At 68.5% G+C, this 17,608-nt stretch carries 15 protein-coding genes; 10 read left to right on the top strand and 5 right to left on the bottom strand.

Annotated features, from left to right (window positions below; translation table 11 throughout):
* Window positions 1-44: 44 nt before the first annotated feature.
* The 9 genes from pstC (at window position 45) to ACN2C8_RS01180 (ending at window position 10,854) form a co-directional block, all read left to right on the top strand.
* On the top strand, window positions 45-1,487 hold the full coding sequence (gene pstC / locus ACN2C8_RS01140; protein WP_419253974.1) for a phosphate ABC transporter permease subunit PstC: 1,443 nt from the start codon (window positions 45-47) through the stop codon (window positions 1,485-1,487).
* A gap of 55 nt (window positions 1,488-1,542) precedes the next feature.
* The gene (gene pstA / locus ACN2C8_RS01145) at window positions 1,543-2,787 is read left to right on the top strand and encodes a phosphate ABC transporter permease PstA (protein ID WP_419255774.1); all 1,245 of its coding nucleotides are present in this window, start codon (window positions 1,543-1,545) and stop codon (window positions 2,785-2,787) included.
* Between the two features lie 49 nt (window positions 2,788-2,836).
* The gene (gene pstB / locus ACN2C8_RS01150) at window positions 2,837-3,679 is read left to right on the top strand and encodes a phosphate ABC transporter ATP-binding protein PstB (RefSeq protein ID WP_419253975.1); all 843 of its coding nucleotides are present in this window, start codon (window positions 2,837-2,839) and stop codon (window positions 3,677-3,679) included.
* A 13-nt stretch (window positions 3,680-3,692) separates the two neighbouring features.
* Window positions 3,693-4,382, top strand: a complete 690-nt coding sequence (gene phoU, locus ACN2C8_RS01155) for a phosphate signaling complex protein PhoU (protein WP_419253976.1) — start codon at window positions 3,693-3,695, stop codon at window positions 4,380-4,382.
* 14 nt (window positions 4,383-4,396) lie between these two features.
* Window positions 4,397-5,089 carry a phosphate regulon transcriptional regulator PhoB gene (phoB, locus tag ACN2C8_RS01160; RefSeq protein ID WP_419253977.1) on the top strand — a complete coding sequence of 231 codons (693 nt, stop codon included), beginning with the start codon at window positions 4,397-4,399 and terminating at the stop codon, window positions 5,087-5,089.
* A gap of 900 nt (window positions 5,090-5,989) precedes the next feature.
* On the top strand, window positions 5,990-6,331 hold the full coding sequence (locus tag ACN2C8_RS01165; RefSeq protein ID WP_419253978.1) for an endonuclease domain-containing protein: 342 nt from the start codon (window positions 5,990-5,992) through the stop codon (window positions 6,329-6,331).
* 696 nt (window positions 6,332-7,027) lie between these two features.
* Entirely contained in the window at window positions 7,028-8,302 is a 1,275-nt protein-coding gene (gene purD, locus ACN2C8_RS01170; protein ID WP_419253979.1) for a phosphoribosylamine--glycine ligase, read from the top strand.
* Between the two features lie 181 nt (window positions 8,303-8,483).
* A complete protein-coding gene (locus ACN2C8_RS01175) occupies window positions 8,484-9,560 on the top strand; it encodes a phosphotransferase family protein (protein WP_419253980.1) in 1,077 nt (358 codons plus the stop codon).
* A 4-nt stretch (window positions 9,561-9,564) separates the two neighbouring features.
* Window positions 9,565-10,854, top strand: coding sequence for an amidohydrolase family protein (locus ACN2C8_RS01180; protein WP_419253981.1), 1,290 nt, complete (start codon window positions 9,565-9,567; stop codon window positions 10,852-10,854).
* Window positions 10,855-10,987: 133 nt separating this feature from the next.
* Here the strand turns inward: ACN2C8_RS01180 and lpxK are convergent, their stop codons facing one another.
* Genes lpxK through ACN2C8_RS01205 form a run of 5 tightly spaced genes read right to left on the bottom strand, consistent with a single transcriptional unit; the run spans window position 10,988 to window position 16,768 of the window.
* The gene (lpxK, locus tag ACN2C8_RS01185; RefSeq protein ID WP_419253982.1) at window positions 10,988-11,995 is read right to left on the bottom strand and encodes a tetraacyldisaccharide 4'-kinase; all 1,008 of its coding nucleotides are present in this window, start codon (window positions 11,993-11,995) and stop codon (window positions 10,988-10,990) included.
* Complete coding sequence (locus ACN2C8_RS01190) at window positions 11,992-13,248, bottom strand: 3-deoxy-D-manno-octulosonic acid transferase (protein ID WP_419253983.1); 1,257 nt, start codon at window positions 13,246-13,248, stop codon at window positions 11,992-11,994. Before ACN2C8_RS01190 ends, lpxK begins: the two co-directional genes overlap by 4 nt.
* Window positions 13,245-14,240 carry a cation diffusion facilitator family transporter gene (locus ACN2C8_RS01195; protein WP_419253984.1) on the bottom strand — a complete coding sequence of 332 codons (996 nt, stop codon included), beginning with the start codon at window positions 14,238-14,240 and terminating at the stop codon, window positions 13,245-13,247. Before ACN2C8_RS01195 ends, ACN2C8_RS01190 begins: the two co-directional genes overlap by 4 nt.
* Before the next feature lie 30 nt (window positions 14,241-14,270).
* The gene (locus tag ACN2C8_RS01200) at window positions 14,271-14,993 is read right to left on the bottom strand and encodes a lysophospholipid acyltransferase family protein (RefSeq protein WP_419253985.1); all 723 of its coding nucleotides are present in this window, start codon (window positions 14,991-14,993) and stop codon (window positions 14,271-14,273) included.
* Window positions 14,990-16,768, bottom strand: coding sequence for an ABC transporter ATP-binding protein (locus ACN2C8_RS01205; RefSeq protein WP_419253986.1), 1,779 nt, complete (start codon window positions 16,766-16,768; stop codon window positions 14,990-14,992). The genes ACN2C8_RS01200 and ACN2C8_RS01205 overlap by 4 nt, the downstream gene beginning before the upstream one ends.
* A 132-nt stretch (window positions 16,769-16,900) precedes the next feature.
* On the opposite strand from ACN2C8_RS01205, the gene ACN2C8_RS01210 reads away from it, so the two are divergent.
* Window positions 16,901-17,566, top strand: a complete 666-nt coding sequence (locus ACN2C8_RS01210) for a fused DSP-PTPase phosphatase/NAD kinase-like protein (RefSeq protein ID WP_419253987.1) — start codon at window positions 16,901-16,903, stop codon at window positions 17,564-17,566.
* Window positions 17,567-17,608 lie beyond the last annotated feature (42 nt).

Consider the following 17,608-nt stretch of genomic DNA (forward strand, 5'->3'; position numbering starts at 1 on the left):
GGGCGTCGTCATCGCAACCTCTCGCGCAAGACCCCGCCGCACGCATGCTGACCTGGCTCTCGCTCCTGTTTCTGGCGCTGTTTTCCGGCATCGCCTTCATGCTCGGCAAGCGCCGGGCCGTGGCCAATTCCGGCGGCGCCAAGCGCGTCCTGCATTCGCTTCCCGGCTATTACGGCAGCTACGCCGCCCTCTGGGCCGGGGCGCCGGCCGCCCTGCTCCTGCTGCTGGGCGCGATGTTCGGCGACCGGGTCGAGGATGCCATGCTGCAGGCGCAGCGCCCTGCGATCCTGCAGACCCAGGATGTCGATCGCCAGGCGGTGTTCTTCAGCGACGCCCAGGCCATCGCCCAGGGCATCTCGCCCAGCGAGATCGCCTATGAGGGCGAACTGAAGGTCGCGCTCGACGCCAAGGTCGCCGAGGCCCGCCGCATCGACGCCCTGATCCGCTACAGCGTGCTGGGCCTGGCCGGCGTGGTCGCCCTGGCCGGTTTCCTGCTGGCCTTCCCCCGTCTTTCCGCTGATTTCCGGGCTCGCAACAAGGTCGAGGGCTGGGTTGGCGGCCTGCTGATGGGCTGCTCCATCCTGGCCGTCCTGACCACCCTGGGCATCGTGCTGTCGCTGGTCTGGGAAAGCTGGCGCTTCTTCCAGAGCGTCTCGCCGCTGTCGTTCCTGCTGGGCACCGAGTGGAGCCCGCAGATCGCCATGCGCGAAGACCAGGTGGCTTCGGAAGGCGCATTCGGCGCGGTTCCGCTGTTCGCCGGCACCTTCCTGATCATGATGATCTCCATGACCGTGGCCGCTCCGGTGGGCCTCTACTCGGCGATCTACCTCTCCGAATATGCCAACCGCCCGGTGCGCGCGACCATCAAGCCGCTGCTGGAGATCCTGGCCGGCGTGCCGACCGTGGTCTACGGCTTCTTCGCCGCCCTGACCGTGGGGCCGCTGTTCCGCGCCGGCTTCAACGCCCTGGGCGCCACCATGATCGGCGGCCCGCTGGACGGCGTCGGCCAGTACCTGATGGAAGTTCAGAACCAGATGGCCCTGGTGGCCGGTGTGGTGATGGGCATCATGCTGATCCCGTTCGTCTCCTCGCTGTCGGATGACATCATCAACGCCGTGCCCCAGGCGCTCCGCGACGGCAGCTATGCGATGGGCGCCACCAAGTCCGAGACCGTCAAGAAGGTGGTTCTGCCCGCCGCCCTGCCGGGCATCATGGCCGCCATGCTTCTGGCCATCTCGCGCGCCGTCGGCGAGACCATGATCGTCACCATGGCCGCCGGCCTGCAGGCCAAGCTGACCGCCAATCCGCTGGACACGGTCACCACCGTGACCGTCCAGATCGTCACCCTGCTGACCGGCGACCAGGAGTTCGACAGCCCCAAGACCCTCGCGGCCTTCGGTCTGGGCCTGACCCTGTTCGTCGTGACCCTGGGTCTCAACATCATCGCCCTGCGCATCGTCCAGAAGTATCGGGAACAGTATGACTGACGCCGCCGCCCCCGCTGGTTCGGTTCGCGCCCCGCTGACCGCCGCTCAGATCGCCATGGAAGCCCGCCTCAAGAAGCGCCATAGCGCCGAGAAGTGGTTCAAGGCCCAGGGCCTGATGGCCATCACCATCGCCATGATCTTCCTGGTGGTGCTGGTCGGCCGCATCGTCGGCCAGGGCTACACCACCTTCCAGACCCACACGCTGAGCGTGCCGGTCTATCTGAACCCCGAGCGCATCGATGTCGCCGACCTCGAGGGCGTCAATTATGACTACATCGTCGCCGAGGCGATGATGAAGAAGCTGGGCGTGGTCGATGACGACCTGGGTCTGGTCTCGGGCAAGGTGATGGATCTCACCTCGCGCGACCTGGGCTTCCAGCTGCTCAACCAGCTTAAGGCCGACAAGTCGCTGGTCGGCAAGACCGTCACTGTCACCGGCCCGTTCAAGGCTGACGCCGACCTGTACTACAAGGGCGAGATCAAGCGCTCGACCGTGCAGGAAGACCGCAAGCTGGACGACCAGCAACTGGACTGGCTGGACCAGCTCGAGAAGGACGGTTCGGTCAAGTCGGGCTTCAACTTCGCCTTCTTCACCAATTCGGACTCCACCGAGCCGGAACAGGCCGGGGTGCTGGGCGCCGTGGTCGGCTCGGCCATGATGCTGCTGATCACCGCCCTGATCGCCGTGCCCATGGGCGTGATGGCCGCCGTCTATCTGGAAGAGTTCGCGCCGAAGAACCGCTGGACCGACGTCATCGAGGTCAACATCAACAACCTCGCCGCCGTGCCGTCGATCGTCTACGGCCTGCTGGGCCTGGCGCTATTCATCAACTGGCTGCACGTGCCGCGCTCATCGCCGCTGGTCGGCGGCCTGGTGCTGGCCCTGATGGCCCTGCCTACCGTGATCATCGCCACCCGCTCGGCGCTGAAGGCCGTGCCGCCCTCGATCCGCGAAGCCGCCCTGGGCGTTGGCGCGTCCAAGACCCAGACCGTCTTCCACCACGTGCTGCCGCTGGCCATGCCCGGCGTGATGACCGGCGCCATCCTGTCGCTGGCCCACGCCCTGGGTGAAACCGCGCCGCTGCTGATGATCGGCATGGTCTCGTTCGTGCCCGGCGTGCCCGAGGGCTTCACCGGCGCCGCCACAGTCCTGCCCGTGCAGGTGTTCATCTGGGAGAACGCTTCGGAGCGCGCCTTCCACGAGCGCACCGCCGGCGCCATCATCGTCCTCCTGGTCTTCATGATCGTCATGAACGCCGCGGCCGTTATCCTGCGCCGCCGCTTCGAGCGTCGCTGGTAGAAACATGATCCTGAACCCTTCCGCCCTTCCCCTCGTCCAGGGACACGCCATGACCACCCGCAGCCCCGACGATTCCGTCTCCGCGCCCGTCATCAAGACGGCCTCGGCGCAGACCTATCCGCCGGCCTCGACGCAAGAGATCAAGATCCGCGCCAAGGACGTCAACGTGTTCTACGGCGACAAGCAGGCCTTGTTCGACGTCAACATCGACATCCCCGGCAAGTCGGTCACCGCCTTCATCGGCCCGTCGGGCTGTGGCAAGTCGACCTTCCTGCGCTGCATCAACCGCATGAACGACACCATCCCGTCGGCCAAGGTGTCGGGCGTGATCGCCATCGACGGCAATGACGTCAATCTCAAGAGCGTCGATCCCGTGATCCTGCGCTCGCGCGTCGGCATGGTGTTCCAGAAGCCCAACCCGTTCCCCAAGACCATCTTCGAGAACGTCGCCTACGGTCCGCGCATCCATGGCCTGGCCAGCAGCAAGGCCGAGCTGGAAGCCATCGTCGAGAGCAGCCTCAAGAAGGCCGGTCTGTGGAACGAGGTCGCTGACCGCCTGCACCAGCCCGGCACCGGCCTGTCCGGCGGCCAGCAGCAGCGCCTGGTCATCGCCCGCGCCATCGCCGTCGGTCCCGAAGTGATCCTGATGGACGAGCCCTGCTCGGCCCTGGACCCCATCGCCACCGCCCGCATCGAGGAACTGATCGACGAGCTGCGCAACCAGTTCTGCATCGTCATCGTCACCCACTCGATGGCCCAGGCCGCCCGCGTCTCGCAGAAGACCGCCTTCTTCCACCTGGGCAAGCTGGTCGAGAGCGGCACGACCGAGGAGATGTTCACCAATCCTCGCGACAGCCGCACGCAAGACTACATCACCGGCCGGTTCGGCTAGGGACGACCACGACATGACCGAGCATACCGTCAAATCCTACGGCGAAGAGCTGAACCACCTCACGGCCGAGGTCACCCGTATGGGTGGCATGGCCGAGGCCCAGATCGCCGACGCCGTCGAGTGCATCGCCCGCCGCGACGCCCCCCTGGCCCAGCAGGTCGTCGCCCGCGATGAACGCCTGGACGCCCTGCAGGGCGAGATCGAGCGCAAGGCCTTCAAGCTGATCGCCCTGCGTCAGCCGATGGCCGTGGACCTGCGCCACGCCGTCGCCGCGCTGAAGATCTCGATGAGCCTGGAACGCTGCGGCGACATGGCCAAGAACATCGGCAAGCGCGCCCTGATCCTGACCGACGCCGAGCCCATGACCGCCCTGACCCGCTCGATCGAGCGCATGGGCAAGCTGGTGCAGAGCCGTCTGAAGGACGTGCTGGACGCCTACAGCGCCTCGGACCTGGAACGCGCCAACGGCGTGTGGAGCCGCGACGAAGAGGTCGACGAGCACTACAACGCCATCTTCCGCGAACTGCTGACCTACATGATGGGCGACCCGCGCACGATCAACGCCTGCGCCCATCTGCTGTTCGTGGCCAAGAACCTCGAGCGCATCGGCGACCACGCCACCAACATCGCCGAGATCATTCACTTCGAGATCACGGGCGAGGAGATCGTCTCCAAGCGTCCCAAGCTCGACACGCCGCGCTAAAGGAAACCCAGGCTTTGACTCCGTATGTTCTGGTGGTCGAGGACGAGGACGCCCTGGCCACCCTCCTGCACTACAATCTCGACAAGGAAGGCTATCAGGTCGGCCTGGCCGGTGACGGCGAAGAAGCCCTGACCATGGCCAGCGAGCGCGCCCCCGACCTGGTGATCCTTGACTGGATGCTGCCCAAGGTCTCGGGCATCGAGGTCTGTCGCCGCCTGCGCGGCCGGGCCGAGACGCGCAACGTGCCGATCATCATGCTGACCGCCCGCGGCGAAGAGAGCGACCGGATTCGCGGCCTCGACACCGGGGCCGACGACTATGTGGTCAAGCCGTTCTCGATGGTCGAACTGACCGCCCGCGTCCGCGCGGTGCTGCGCCGGATCCGCCCGGGCCTGGCCGACGACCGCATCACGGTCGGCGACATCATCATCGACCGCGTCGCCCACCGCGTGAAGCGTCTGGGCAAGGAGGTCCATCTGGGCCCCACCGAGTTCCGCCTGCTCGACTATCTGATGCAGCACCCCGGCCGGGTGTTCAGCCGCGAACAACTGCTGGACGCGGTCTGGGGCTCGGACGTCTATGTCGAAGCCCGCACGGTCGACGTCCACATCGGCCGCCTGCGCAAGGCCCTGAACGGCTCGGCCGACGGGGATCCGATCCGGACGGTGCGCTCGGCGGGGTATTCGCTGGATGTTGAGGCGGCTTAGGGGTTAGGCGGCGAGCCGTCGCCAGGCCTCGGGGTCGTTCTGACGAGAGCCCGGGCGCTGGCGCCTGGGCCGATGCCGGCGCGTTCGAGAACAGCGGCGAACCAGCCGCCTCGCGACCTGCCTTGGTCGGTTCACCACAAACCGTCCTGCAACCCGGGACCAGCCGCTGGCCCGGGCTAAGAACACAAGGGCTGCAAGTTCGATGGCAAGCGCGAAATCGACCGCTGCCGCCAACGGGATGAGTTCGGGCGCCACGGCCGCGAAACCCGCGAGCATCAACATCGCGACCACAGAGGCTGCCAGGGCCATCGGACCCCGGTTCAGAGCTCCAGCAGGTTTCTCCACCAAGGCCCTGTGAAGCCCATCGCCAAGCCAGGTCCCCCTGCAGAAGAGGACGAGGGCGAACGCCATAGCGAAAACTACAGTCAGGATGATCATGATCAGCTCCCTTGGTGGGAGGTGGTGATGTGGCTCTGAGTTGCAAGGTGGAGTTGCTCAATTTCGACGTTGATCTCTCACGTCTTCGCCTCGCCTCCCAAGGGTTGAAGGCGCAATGTCACAAGCCGACGCCCCCGCGTCGCGCCAAGCCTTACATCTCTTGGAGGCTGCAGCGTGCCGGTCTGTCCAGGTTGGTCAAGGACTGGCCTGCGGCCAGCCGCTCCGCGGCGACGCGAGAGCGTCGTCCTTGAGCAACCTGGACAGACCGGCGATCGTCTCGCCGTGAGATGTAAGGATGGCTCCCTCCGGCGCGGAGGCGGCGCGCACGGAACCCCTCTCTTTTTGAGAGAGGGAGGGGCCCGCCGCCGCAGGCGGTGGGAGGGTGAGAGGTTTCACCGCCGGCCGGAGAAATCTCGATTCCTGTCGTTGAGCGCGCAGGGCGCCCAAGGCCATGCTCTGCCCATGGACAAGACCGCCAACGCCCGTCGCCTTCGCCGCAACCAGACCCTGGCCGAGAAGACGCTCTGGACCCTTGTCCGTAACCGCCGCCTGGGCGGGTTCAGGTTTCTGCGGCAGGTCGCGATTGATCGATACTTCGCGGACTTCGTCTGCGAAGCGGCCAAGGTGATCGTGGAGCTGGACGGCGCGGCCCATGAGGGGCGCGAGGACTATGACGAGCGTCGCACCCAGACGCTGGAGCTGTATGGCTATGTTGTGATGAGGTTTCCTAACGCGCGGGTGCTGGCCGACCCCGGCGGCGTGTCGGAGGACATCCTGGCGGTGCTTCGTTCGGACAGGGTGTAACCTCTCACCCTCCCACCGCTTCGCGGCGGGCCCCGCCCTCTCTCAAAGAGAGAGGGGTTCCGTGCGCCGGCCTCTATCCCCGTGCCCGCTCGGGTATAACCGCCCCCCGCCCCCAACGAAATCAACGCCCTGACCGCCCCACCCAGCGTCACGATCCAAAATCGACGCAGCCCCCCGCAAACCTCCCGCATAATCATCCTCGTCCCGCCACTGGGGAGGCCGTCCAGCTGGCGACCTGACGGGTGGCGGGGGTGGTTGTGCGGGTCGTGCTCGCCTGACCGTTGTCGAAGGACCCGCTCGGGTCTGGTCGGCGGAGCGTGGCTAGCCCCTCATCGGGGAGGCGGGCGCTCCGGACCGGGCCCCAGCCTCGCGGGACACCCCTTCGGCGACGGCGGCGAGCACTCCAGGCGCGGACTGAAATCGCCCGCGCGGTCCGGAGGGGTCGCTATCCCTTCCGCCCGCCAGGGGCCTAGCTACCGGAGCGGGTTAAAACCCCGCCAGCCCGGCGATGCTCCTGACCAACAACCGCGCGGAGCGCTCCGGCCACGGCCGAAACGGTACTCCACGACAACCCCATCCGGGCCTGGCCCGGACGCTCCGCCGCCTCCCCACACTTGCCGCTCAAACCGGCGAGGATGCGAACCCGTGCGCGGGGCGCCTTGACCCCGCCGCCCTCTGGTTCCACACCCCGGCCTCATGGAAAAGCTGAACATCCTCCTCGTCGGGTCGGGCGGGCGCGAGCACGCCCTGGCCTGGAAGATCGCGCAATCGCCGCTGTGCGGACGCCTTGTGGCCGCGCCCGGCAATCCGGGCATGGCGGCGGTCGCGCAGCTGTGCGCGGTCAAGGTGCTGGACGTCGAGGGGCTGGTCGCCCTGGCCCAGGAGATCGCCGCCGATCTGGTGGTGGTCGGCCCGGAATCGGCGCTGGAGGTTGGCCTGGCCGACCGTCTGGCCGAAGTCGGCATCCCCTGTTTCGGCGGCAGCCAGCGGGCCGCGCGGCTGGAGACCTCTAAGGCCTTCACCAAGGACTTCTGCGCCCGCCACGACCTGCCGACGGCGGCCTATGGCGTGTTCACCGACGCCGCCTCGGCCGGCGCCTTCCTGGATACGCTGGCCGCCCCCTTCGTGATCAAGGCCGACGGCCTGGCGGCCGGCAAGGGCGTGGTCATCGCCGCCGACCGGGTCCAGGCCGACGCCGCCGTGCTCGATATGCTGGGCGGCCGGTTCGGCACGGCCGGGGCGCGGGTGGTGATCGAGGAATTCATGCACGGCGAGGAAGCCTCGCTGTTCGCGATCTGCGACGGCAAGACGGCGATGCTGTTCGGCGCCGCCCAGGATCACAAGCGCGCCTATGACGGCGACGAAGGCCCCAATACTGGCGGCATGGGCACCTATTCGCCGCCGCCCGTCCTGACCGACGCCCTGGTCCGCCAGGCCTGGATCGAGCTGATCGAGCCCACCGTCCGGGGCATGGCCGCCGAGGGCAATCCCTATGTGGGCGTGCTGTATGCCGGCCTGATGCTGACGCCGACCGGGCCCAAGCTGGTCGAATACAATGCCCGCTTCGGCGATCCCGAATGCCAGACCCTGATGCTGCGCCTGCAAAGCGATCTCGTGCCGCTGTTGCTGGCCGCCGCCAAGGGCGAACTGGCCGGGGCGGCCAAGCCGGTGTGGCGCGACGAGGCGGCGATCTGCGTGGTGCTGGCGGCTGAAGGCTACCCCGACGCGCCGGTGACCGGCGGCCGGATCCAGGGCGCCGATGCTGATTTCGGCGCCGGGGTCGTGGTCTTCCACGCCGGTACATCACGCGAGTTCGAAGGGCGACTGGTGGCGGCCGGCGGCCGGGTGCTGAACGTCTGCGCCCTGGGGGCGACCCTGCTTGAGGCGCGCGAGGCGGCCTATGCGGCGATCGAGACCATCAGCCTGCCGGGCGGGTTCTATCGCCGCGATATCGGCTGGCGGGCGCTCTGAAGTCCTCCCCCTAGCGGGGGAGGTGTCGCCGCAGGCGACGGAGGGGGAAGTGCTGCTGGCTCGGCGGGGTCTTCCCCCACCGGCCTGACGGCCGCCTCCCCCTTCAGGGGGAGGATCGATGCTTGCACCCCGCGCCCCACCCTCTAAACTCCCGTTCAAACAAGCGTTGGGGAGAAATCGCATGGCTGAAGCCGAGTCCGCCCAGGATCTGAATTCGGGCACCAAGCCGGTCGATCCGCGCCATGCGATCGACGAGGGCAAGCTGGCCGCCTGGCTTGCGGCCCATGTCGAGGGCTTCACAGGTCCGCTGGAGGTGCGCCAGTTCAAGGGTGGCCAGTCCAACCCGACCTATCAGCTGGTCACCCCGACGAAGAAATACGTCCTGCGCCGCAAGCCGCCGGGCAAGCTCTTGCCCAGCGCCCACGCGGTGGACCGCGAGTTCAAGGTGATCTCGGGCCTGAACAAGGCCCACTTCCCGGTCGCCAAGGCCTACGCCCTGTGCATGGACGAGGACGTGCTGGGCACGATCTTCTACGTGATGGACAATGTGGAGGGCCGCATCCTGTGGGACGGCACCTTGCCCGACTATCAGCCGGCCGAGCGCCGGGCGATCTATGAAGCCGAGATCGACACCCTGGCCGCCCTGCACAATGTGGATTACGCCGCCGTGGGCCTGGCGGACTATGGCAAGCCGGGCAACTATTTCTCGCGCCAGATCGACCGCTGGACCAAGCAGTACAAGGCCTCGGAGACCTCGAACCTCGAGGACATGAACAGGCTGATGGCCTGGCTGCCGACCACGGCCCCGGAGGATGATCGCACCTCGATCGTGCACGGCGACTATCGCCTCGACAACATGATCCTGCACGCCACTGAGCCCAAGGTCGTGGCGGTGCTGGACTGGGAGCTGTCGACGCTGGGCAATCCGCTGGCCGATTTCAGCTACTTCCTGATGAACTGGGTGATGCCGTCCGACCAGCGCGGCGGCCTGTCCGATGTCGAGGACCTGGAAGCCTATGGCGTGCCGACCATCGAGCAGGCCGTGGCCCGCTACTGCAAGGCCACCGGCCGCGACGGCCTGCCCAATCTGGACTGGTACTTCAGCTACAACCTCTTCAGACTGGCCGGCATCTGCCAGGGCATCGTCGGCCGCGTTCGCGATGGCACCGCCGCCAGCGCCCATGCGCAGACAATGGAAGCGCGTGTGCCGGTTCTGGCCAGGGGGGCCTGGACCTTTGCACAGAAGGCGGGGGCCTGAGACCTTGATGCGTCAACTGTTCGCGGGCGTCTGCGCCCTGGCTGTGACCGGGGCGCTGTCTGGCGCCGCCTGCGCCGAAACCCTGTTCGTCCAGGCCGGCAAGCTGCTGGCCGATCCGGCCACCGGCAAGGTCGAAACCGCCAAGACCCTGGTGCTTGATGGCGGCAAGGTCGTCCGCATCGTCGACGGCTATGTCTCCGAACCCGGCGGCAGGGTCGTGGACCTGAAGGACAGCTTCGTCCTGCCGGGCCTGATCGACAGCCACGTCCATCTGACCGGCGAGCAGAACCCCAATGCGCGGCTGGAAGAGGTCACCCAGTCGTCGGCCGACCAGGCGATGGTCGGGGCCGGCTTTGCGCGCAAGACCCTGATGGCCGGCTTCACCACCGTGGCCGATCTGGGCGCCGACAACGCGGCGGTCTTCGCGCTGCGGGGGGCGGTCAAGCGCGGCGACGTGATCGGGCCGCGCATCCTGGCCTCAGGCTCGGCGGTGTCGATCCATGGCGGCCACGGCGACGTCAACGGCTTCAGCGAAGAGGTCATGCACGCCCTGCGGCCGGGCTCGGTGTGCTCGGGCGCTGACGATTGTCGCCGGGCCGTGCGCGAGCAGGTCTGGCGCGGGGCTGACATCATCAAGATCACCGCTACCGGCGGGGTGCTCTCCAATACGGCGGCGGGCCTGGCCCAGCAGTTTTCGGGCGCCGAGCTGGAAGCCATCGTCGACGCCGCCCACCGCATGGGCCGCAAGGTCACCGCCCACGCCCACGGCGTCGACGGCATCAACGCCTTCCTGAAAGCCGGCGGCGACTCCATTGAGCACGGCACCTATCTCGACAATGAGAGCATCGCCCTGTTCAAGAAGAACGGCGGCTATCTGGTGCCGACCCTGATGGCGGGCGATTTCGTCTATCGGGTGGCCTCGGGTCCCAAGAACTTCCTGACCCCCGCCCAGACCGCCAAGGCGCTGGACGCCGGTCCCAAGATGCTGGCCATGGCCCGCCGGGCCCACGAGGGCGGCGTCAAGATCGCCTTCGGCACCGATAGCGGCGTCTCGGCCCACGGCGACAATGCCGGCGAGTTCGCCCTGCTGGTCAAGGCCGGCCTGACCCCGCTGGAAGCCATCCAGACCGCCACCGTCAACGCCGCCGCCCACTTCGACCTCTCGGCCGAGATCGGCTCGCTGGCCCCCGGCAAGGCCGCCGACCTGATCGCGGTGAAGGGCGACCCGCTCACGGACGTGACCGTGCTGCAGAGCGTGACGTCGGTGATCAAGGGCGGGGCTGTGGTGAAGTAGGCTGATCAAGTCCTGCCCCTGAAGGGGGAGGAGATCGCGAAGCGATCGGAGGGGGAAGTGCTGCTGCCTCGGCGGCGTCTTCCCCCGCCGGCCTGACGGCCGCCTCCCCCTTCAGGGGGGGGGATCTTCCTACCTACAGACCCGCCTTCGCCAGCACGGCCGCCAACGCCGCCTCGTCCTCGAACCTGGCCCGCACCGGCCACGGCGTGACCTTGGCGCGCCAGGCGGGCGACAGTCGCACCCAGTCCTTTTCGGTGGTGACCAGACCGGCGTCGAACAGCGCGGCGCGGTCGGCCAGCATCTTCAATGTGCCTTCGTCATAGACCCCATGATCGGGGAACGGCGCGAAGTCGACCAGCTTGCAGCCGGCGGCCAGCAGGGCGCGCTCGACCTTCCACGGCTTGCCCACCCCGGCGAACCCCAGCTGGGGACCCTGCGGCGGACGGCCGACCGGTTCCAGCCGGGCAACCAGCACCGGCTTGTCGCCGAACAGGGCCAGCAGGGCCGGATCGCCGGCGGGCAGGTCGGCGGGCAGCAGCAGCACCACGGCGTCGGCCCGGGCCAGTCCGACCTTCAGCGGCTCGCGCATCGGCCCGGCCGGGAACACCTTGCCATCACCGAACGGCCACTCGTCGTTCCGCGTCTCGCCATCGACCACGATCAGCGACAGCGCCTTGCGGACGTCCGGATTCTGGTGGCCGTCGTCCATGACGATCGCCTGGGCCCCGGCGGCCGAAGCGGCGCGGGCTCCGGCCACCCGGTCTCTGGCGATCCACATCGGAAAGTCCTGGGCCAGCATCAGCGGCTCGTCGCCGACATCCAGGGCGGTGTGGCGCGCGCTGTCGACCCGGGTCGGGCCCTTGTCCTTGCCGCCATGACCCCGGGCCAGGCCGTGGGCCTGAAGGCCGCGCTGGCTCAGGGTCAGCAGCAGTTCGCGGACTATGGGCGTCTTGCCCGTTCCGCCCACTGTGACATTGCCGACGCAGATCACCGCCGCGCCGATCTCGCTGCCCGGACCCTTGGCGATGCGTCGGGCGGTGGCGGCAGCCCAGATCCACGACAACGGGGTCAGCAGGGCGCGGGTGACCGGCGAAGGTGCGCCGGACTTCACGTACCACCAGCGGGGCGTCGACAGCTTCATGGGACAAGCTCGATGATGCGGGTCAGGCCGGCGCGGGCCTCGCCGTCGCGGGTCTCGACAAAGGCCGCCGCGCGCTGGGCCCGGAGCTTGCCGGCGGCGGGATCGGCCAGGGCGGCGGCCAGGCGTTCGGCGAGCACGCTCTCGTCGGCCAGGGCCATGCCGTCGATGGCGGACAGCTCGGCAAAGGCCGTCAGCCAGTTCTCGACATGCGGACCCGAAAGGATCGGACAGGACAGCCGCGCCGGCTCCAGCGGATTATGGCCGCCTATGCCGGGAACCAGACTGCCGGCCACCAGGGCCAGGTCGGCCAGCCGGAACCACAGGCCCAGTTCGCCCAGGGTGTCGGCGACCAACACCTGAGCCGGCGCCGCATGGGGATCGGCGCTCCGCAGGTTGGCGGCCAGGCCGCGCGTTCTCGCCATCTCGACGATGGCCGGGCCGCGCTCGACATGGCGGGGCACTATGACCAGACGCGCCTGACCCGGCAGGGCGGCGAAGGCGTCCAGCACGATCTCGTCCTCGCCCGGATGGGTGCTGGCGGCCAGCACCAGGGGCTGGCCTTCGAGCGCCGTCTTCAGGCGGGCCAGCTCGGCGTCGTCAGCCGGCAGAGGCGCGGCCCCGAACTTCAGGTCGGCCTCGCCGGACACGGTCCCGCCCAGGCTGGCGAAGCGGCCGGCGGCCCGGCCGTCCTGGGCCAGGATCAGGTCGAAGCCGGAAAACAGCCGGTGGGCCGCGAACGGCCTCGTCTTCCAGCCGTCGAAGCTCTTGTCCGACAGCTTGGCCGAGACCAGGGCCAGCCGCGTCCCGGCCGCCTTGGCGGCCAGCAGCAGGTTGGGCCACAGCTCGCTCTCGACGAAGACGGCCAGGTCGGGCCGCCAGTGGCCGATGAACCGCTCGGCCCCGCCGGGCGTATCGACCGGCGCGAACTGGTGGATCACGCCCTTGGGCAGCCGCTGGGCCAGAAGTTGCGCCGAGGTCACGGTGCCAGACGTCACCAGCAGGGCTGCGTCCGGCCGCTCGGCCCGCAGGCGTTCCACCAGCGGCAGGATCGACAGGCTCTCGCCGACGCTGGCGCCGTGCAGCCAGACCAGCCGACCTGGCGGGCGTGGCAGTGCTGGCCGGGCCAGGCGCTCGTGCAGGCGGGCCGGATCTTCCTTGCCCGTGGCGGCCCGGCGCTTCAGCAGCAGCGGCGCGAAGGGCTCCAGCGCCGTCGTGGCGACGCGGTAGAGGGCGAGTGAGAGCGGAAGGCTCACACCACGTCCGCTGGCGCCAGGCGGCAGGCATGAGCGCCGGCGCTGTGCTCGATCTGCACGGTGGCATGACCGATCTTGAACTGGCTGTTCAGCGCCGCGCAGACCTCGTGCAGGAATTCGTCGTGATCCTCGCCGGCGGGGCGGACCACGTGGGCGGTCATGGCCGTCTCGGTCGTGCTCATCGCCCAGATGTGCAGGTCGTGCACCTCGACAACGCCGGGACGGGCGGCCAGCCAGTCGCGGACCTTGGCGGGGTCGATGCCGCGGGGAGCGGCGTCCAGGGCCATGTCCAGCGAGTCGCGCAGCAGGCCCCAGGTGCCCAGGACGATCACGGCGACGATCAGCAGGCTGGTCACCGAGTCGATCCACAGCCAGCCGGTCAGCATCATCAGCAGGGCGGCAAGCACCACCCCGGCCGACACAGCGGCGTCGGAGGCCATGTGCAGGAAGGCGCCGCGGGCGTTCAGGTCGTCCTTGGAGCCGCGCATGAACATCAGGGCGGTGGCGGTGTTGATCACGATGCCTATGGCCGCGACGATCATCACCGGGCCGCTCTCGACCGGGGTCGGGGCGGCAAAGCGGCGAATGGCTTCCCAGGCGATGGCGCCGGTGGCGGCCAGCAGCAGGGCGGCATTGGCCAGCGAGGCCAGTACCGTGCCCTTGCGCAGGCCATAGGTGTGGCGACCGCTCGGCGCGCGCTTGGCCAGGGTCGCCGCCCCCCAAGCCAGGATCAGGCCCAGAACGTCCGACAGATTGTGACCGGCGTCGGCCAGCAGGGCCAGCGAGTGCGTAAAGAGGCCCGCCGCGAACTCGACCAGCACAAAGCCAAGGTTCAGCGCGGTGCCGATGGCGAAGGCGCGGCCGAAGTCCTTGGGGACGTGATGGTGATGGCCGTGCCCGTGCGAATGGCCATGCCCGTGGTCGTGAGCGTGGTCATGTCCATGAGCGTGATCATGGTGATCGTGAGCGTGGCCCGAATGGTCGTGCGGCATGGCCCTACATCCCACCATGGACGGGCTGGATCAATGGCGGACCGGCGCCCCGTCCGTTTCGCCGACGATCTGTTCGGCCCGGCGCGACACGGCCGACAGACGCTGGCCCCAGGCCTCGGCCAGGGCGTCAGGATCGTCCTCGCGGCCGGCGGTGGCCGGCCCGTCCCAGACCATGGCCGCTCGGGCGAAGGGCAGGGGGATGATCGTGCGGTCCCAGGTGCCCAGACGCAGGCAGGGCTTCATGGCCACGCCGACGAACAGCACCGGCGCGCCGCTGACCCGGGCCAGGGCCACGGCGCCCTTCTGCAGCACCTCGACCGGACCGCGCGGGCCGTCGGGCGTGATGGCCATGGCCCCGCCGTCCTTCACCCACTTGACCATGTCGCGGAAGGCCTGCTCGCCGCCCTTGTTCTTGGCGGTGTCGGTCTTCTTCAGAGACGAGCCGCGAATCGAGGGCAGACCCAGACGGGCGATGACCCGGGCGATGAATTCGCCGTCCCGCGACTGGCTGACCAGAACCCGGATCTCAGGCTTGTCGGCGCCTTGCGGCCAGGTCGCCGGGCCGACGGGAACGCGAGAGTGCCACAGGGCCAGGATCACGCCGGAGCGCTGCGCGAGAGCCCTGGCCTGGACGTCGGTCGCGATCTGCTGACCCTCTCGCGTCCAGCGCAGGGTGCGATAGGTCAGGGCCAGATAGCCCGACATCAGATTGACCAGCAGGCTCATCACCCACGGCGAGCGCAGGGGCCTCACGCGGCGTCCTCCGGCGCATGGTCCAGGTCCTGGGCCTTGGCGAGGCGGGCATAGAGCCCCTTGGCGCGCACCAGTTCGGCGTGGGTTCCGGTCTCGATCACCTGCCCCCTGTCGATCACATAGATGCGGTCGGCGCCCTTCACGGTCGACAGGCGGTGGGCGATCAGGATGGTGGCGCGGCCGGCCATCAGCCGCTCCAGGGCGATCTGGACCTGGGCCTCGCTCTCGGTATCGAGCGCGCTGGTCGCCTCGTCCAGCAGCAGGATCGGGGCGTCCTTCAGGAAGGCGCGGGCGATGGCGATGCGCTGGCGCTGGCCGCCCGACAACCGCGCTCCGGCCTCGCCGACGCCGGTGTCATAGCCGTCGGGCAGGGCGCTGATGAAGTCATGGGCCGCGGCCTGCTGGGCGGCGGCGATGATCTGCGCGTCGGTCGCCTCGGGCCGGGCATAGGCGATATTGGCGCGGATGGTGTCGTCGAACAGGAAGGGCTCCTGGGTGACCAGGGCGATGCGGTCGCGCAGGGAGGCCAGGGTCACCGAGCGCACGTCGTGGCCGTCGATGGTCACCGCGCCGGCGGTCACATCGTAGAAGCGCGGGATCAGGTTGAGGATCGAGCTCTTGCCGCCGCCGGACGGACCGACCAGGGCAACCGTCTCGCCGCGCCGGGCCTGCAGCGACACATCCGTCAGGGCCGGGATGTCGCCGCCATAGGAGAAGCTCACGCCCTTCAGGGCGATGGCGCTGTCGCCGGGCGGCAGGGGGCGGGCGTCGGCGGGATCGATGATGGTTGGGGCGACGTCCAGGGCCTCGAACAGCCGGCGGGCGGCGGTCAGGCCCTCGCTGAACACCGTCTGCAGATTGGCGACCTGGCGCAGGGACTGGGCGGCCATCAGCAGGGCGCTGAGGAAGGCGAAGAAGGCGCCGGCGGTGATGTCGCCGGTCGTGGCCCGCCAGCCGGCATAGACGAAGACCCCGGCGGTGATCAGGGTGGTGAAGGTCTCGGTGGCCGGCGCGGCCATGGCCCGGGCGTTGGAGCCCTTGATCAGGTGATGCTGGCGGCGGTCGACCACGGCGGCGACGCGGGCCTCCTCATAAGCCTCGCGGTTCTCCATCTTGACGATCTTGACCCCGTCCAGGCTCTCCATGATCGCGGTCGACAGGTTGGAGGTCTCGCCCATGGCCCCCTTTGCGGCCTTGGTCGTCTTTCTCGAAAATTGCCGCATGATCAGGCTGGCGACCGGGGCGATCACCAGCACCCCGGCGGCCAGGAGCGGGTCGAGGCTGAACATCACCGCCAGGGCCCCGATCACGGTCAGGAACTCGCGGGTGTAGTTGACGACGCCGCTGGTCGCCGCTTCGCGGATCAGGCTGGCGTCGTACAGCACGGATGAGACATAGGAGCCCGAATGGGCGGCGCGCAGCCGGGCCAGGTCCGAGCGCACCAGCTTGCCGAACAGCTGCACCTGCACGTCGCCGACCACGCCATTGCCGATCCGGTTGATGAAGGTCGCCTGCAGCACCTGGAACAGGCCGCGCAGGATGGCGATCACGGCGATGGCGGCGGGAATGGCCAGGATCGCGCCGGGGCGCGGGTTGGTGATCAACTGGTCCACGGCGGGCTGGATCATCCGCGTCAGCTGGGCGCTCAGCCCGGCCACGATGGCGGCGCTGACCATCGAGACGCTCAGGCCCTTCCAGCGCGGCTGCAGATAGTCGCGCCAGATCCGCATCGCGAGGGCGCGGTTGGTCGCTTGCGGCGGGGCGGCGTCAGTCATGGGCGAGGGGTCGGATGTCACGGGCGGGCTGTCAAGGACGCGGGCGCATCACCAGGCGCGGAAAATCCGCCTACGTTTTGCAATTGGCGGCGGTCCATCCTACCTAGGCGCGGACTTTGAGGGGATCGCCACTTGGCCGGATTCGACCTTTCCACCCGCTGGGGGCGGTTGCGCACCTATCTCCACTACATGTGGAACGACCACGCCTATCTGCGGGTCGGCTTCTCCAACGCCCACTGGGTCAGCCCGGAGCTGGTGCGCGCCAATCAGCCATGGCCGTTCCAGCTGGCCTGGTGGAAGAAGCGGGGCATCAAGACCATCGTCAATCTGCGCGGCGGTTTCGACGGCAGCTTCTACGCCCTCGAAAAGGACGCCTGCCAGCGGCTGGGCCTGAACCTGGTCGATTTCACCATCACGTCGCGAGAGGTCCCGATTCGCGAGCGGGTGCGCGGGGCCAAACTCTTATTCGAAACGCTCGAATATCCGGCCCTGATCCACTGCAAGTCGGGCGCTGACCGGGCCGGGATCATGAGTGTGCTCTATGCCCACTATCGCCTTGGCCTGCCGATCCGCGAGGCGATGAAGGAGCTGTCGCCGCGCTATCTCCACATCAGGGCCGGCAACACCGGCGTTCTGGACTATGTCTTCGAGCAGTATCTGGAGCGCGGCGAGCCCAAGGGTCTGAGCTTCACCGACTGGGTCGAGAGCGACGACTACGATCCCGTGGCGATGAAAAAGACCTTCCGGGCCGGGATGCTGGGGAAGCTGCTGACCGACAAGCTGCTGCGTCGGGAGTAGGGGCCCATCCTCCCCCTGACGGGGGAGGCGGCCGCAGGCCGG

The sequence above is a fragment of the Caulobacter sp. ErkDOM-C genome, assembly GCF_048541825.1.
GTDB lineage: Bacteria > Pseudomonadota > Alphaproteobacteria > Caulobacterales > Caulobacteraceae > Caulobacter.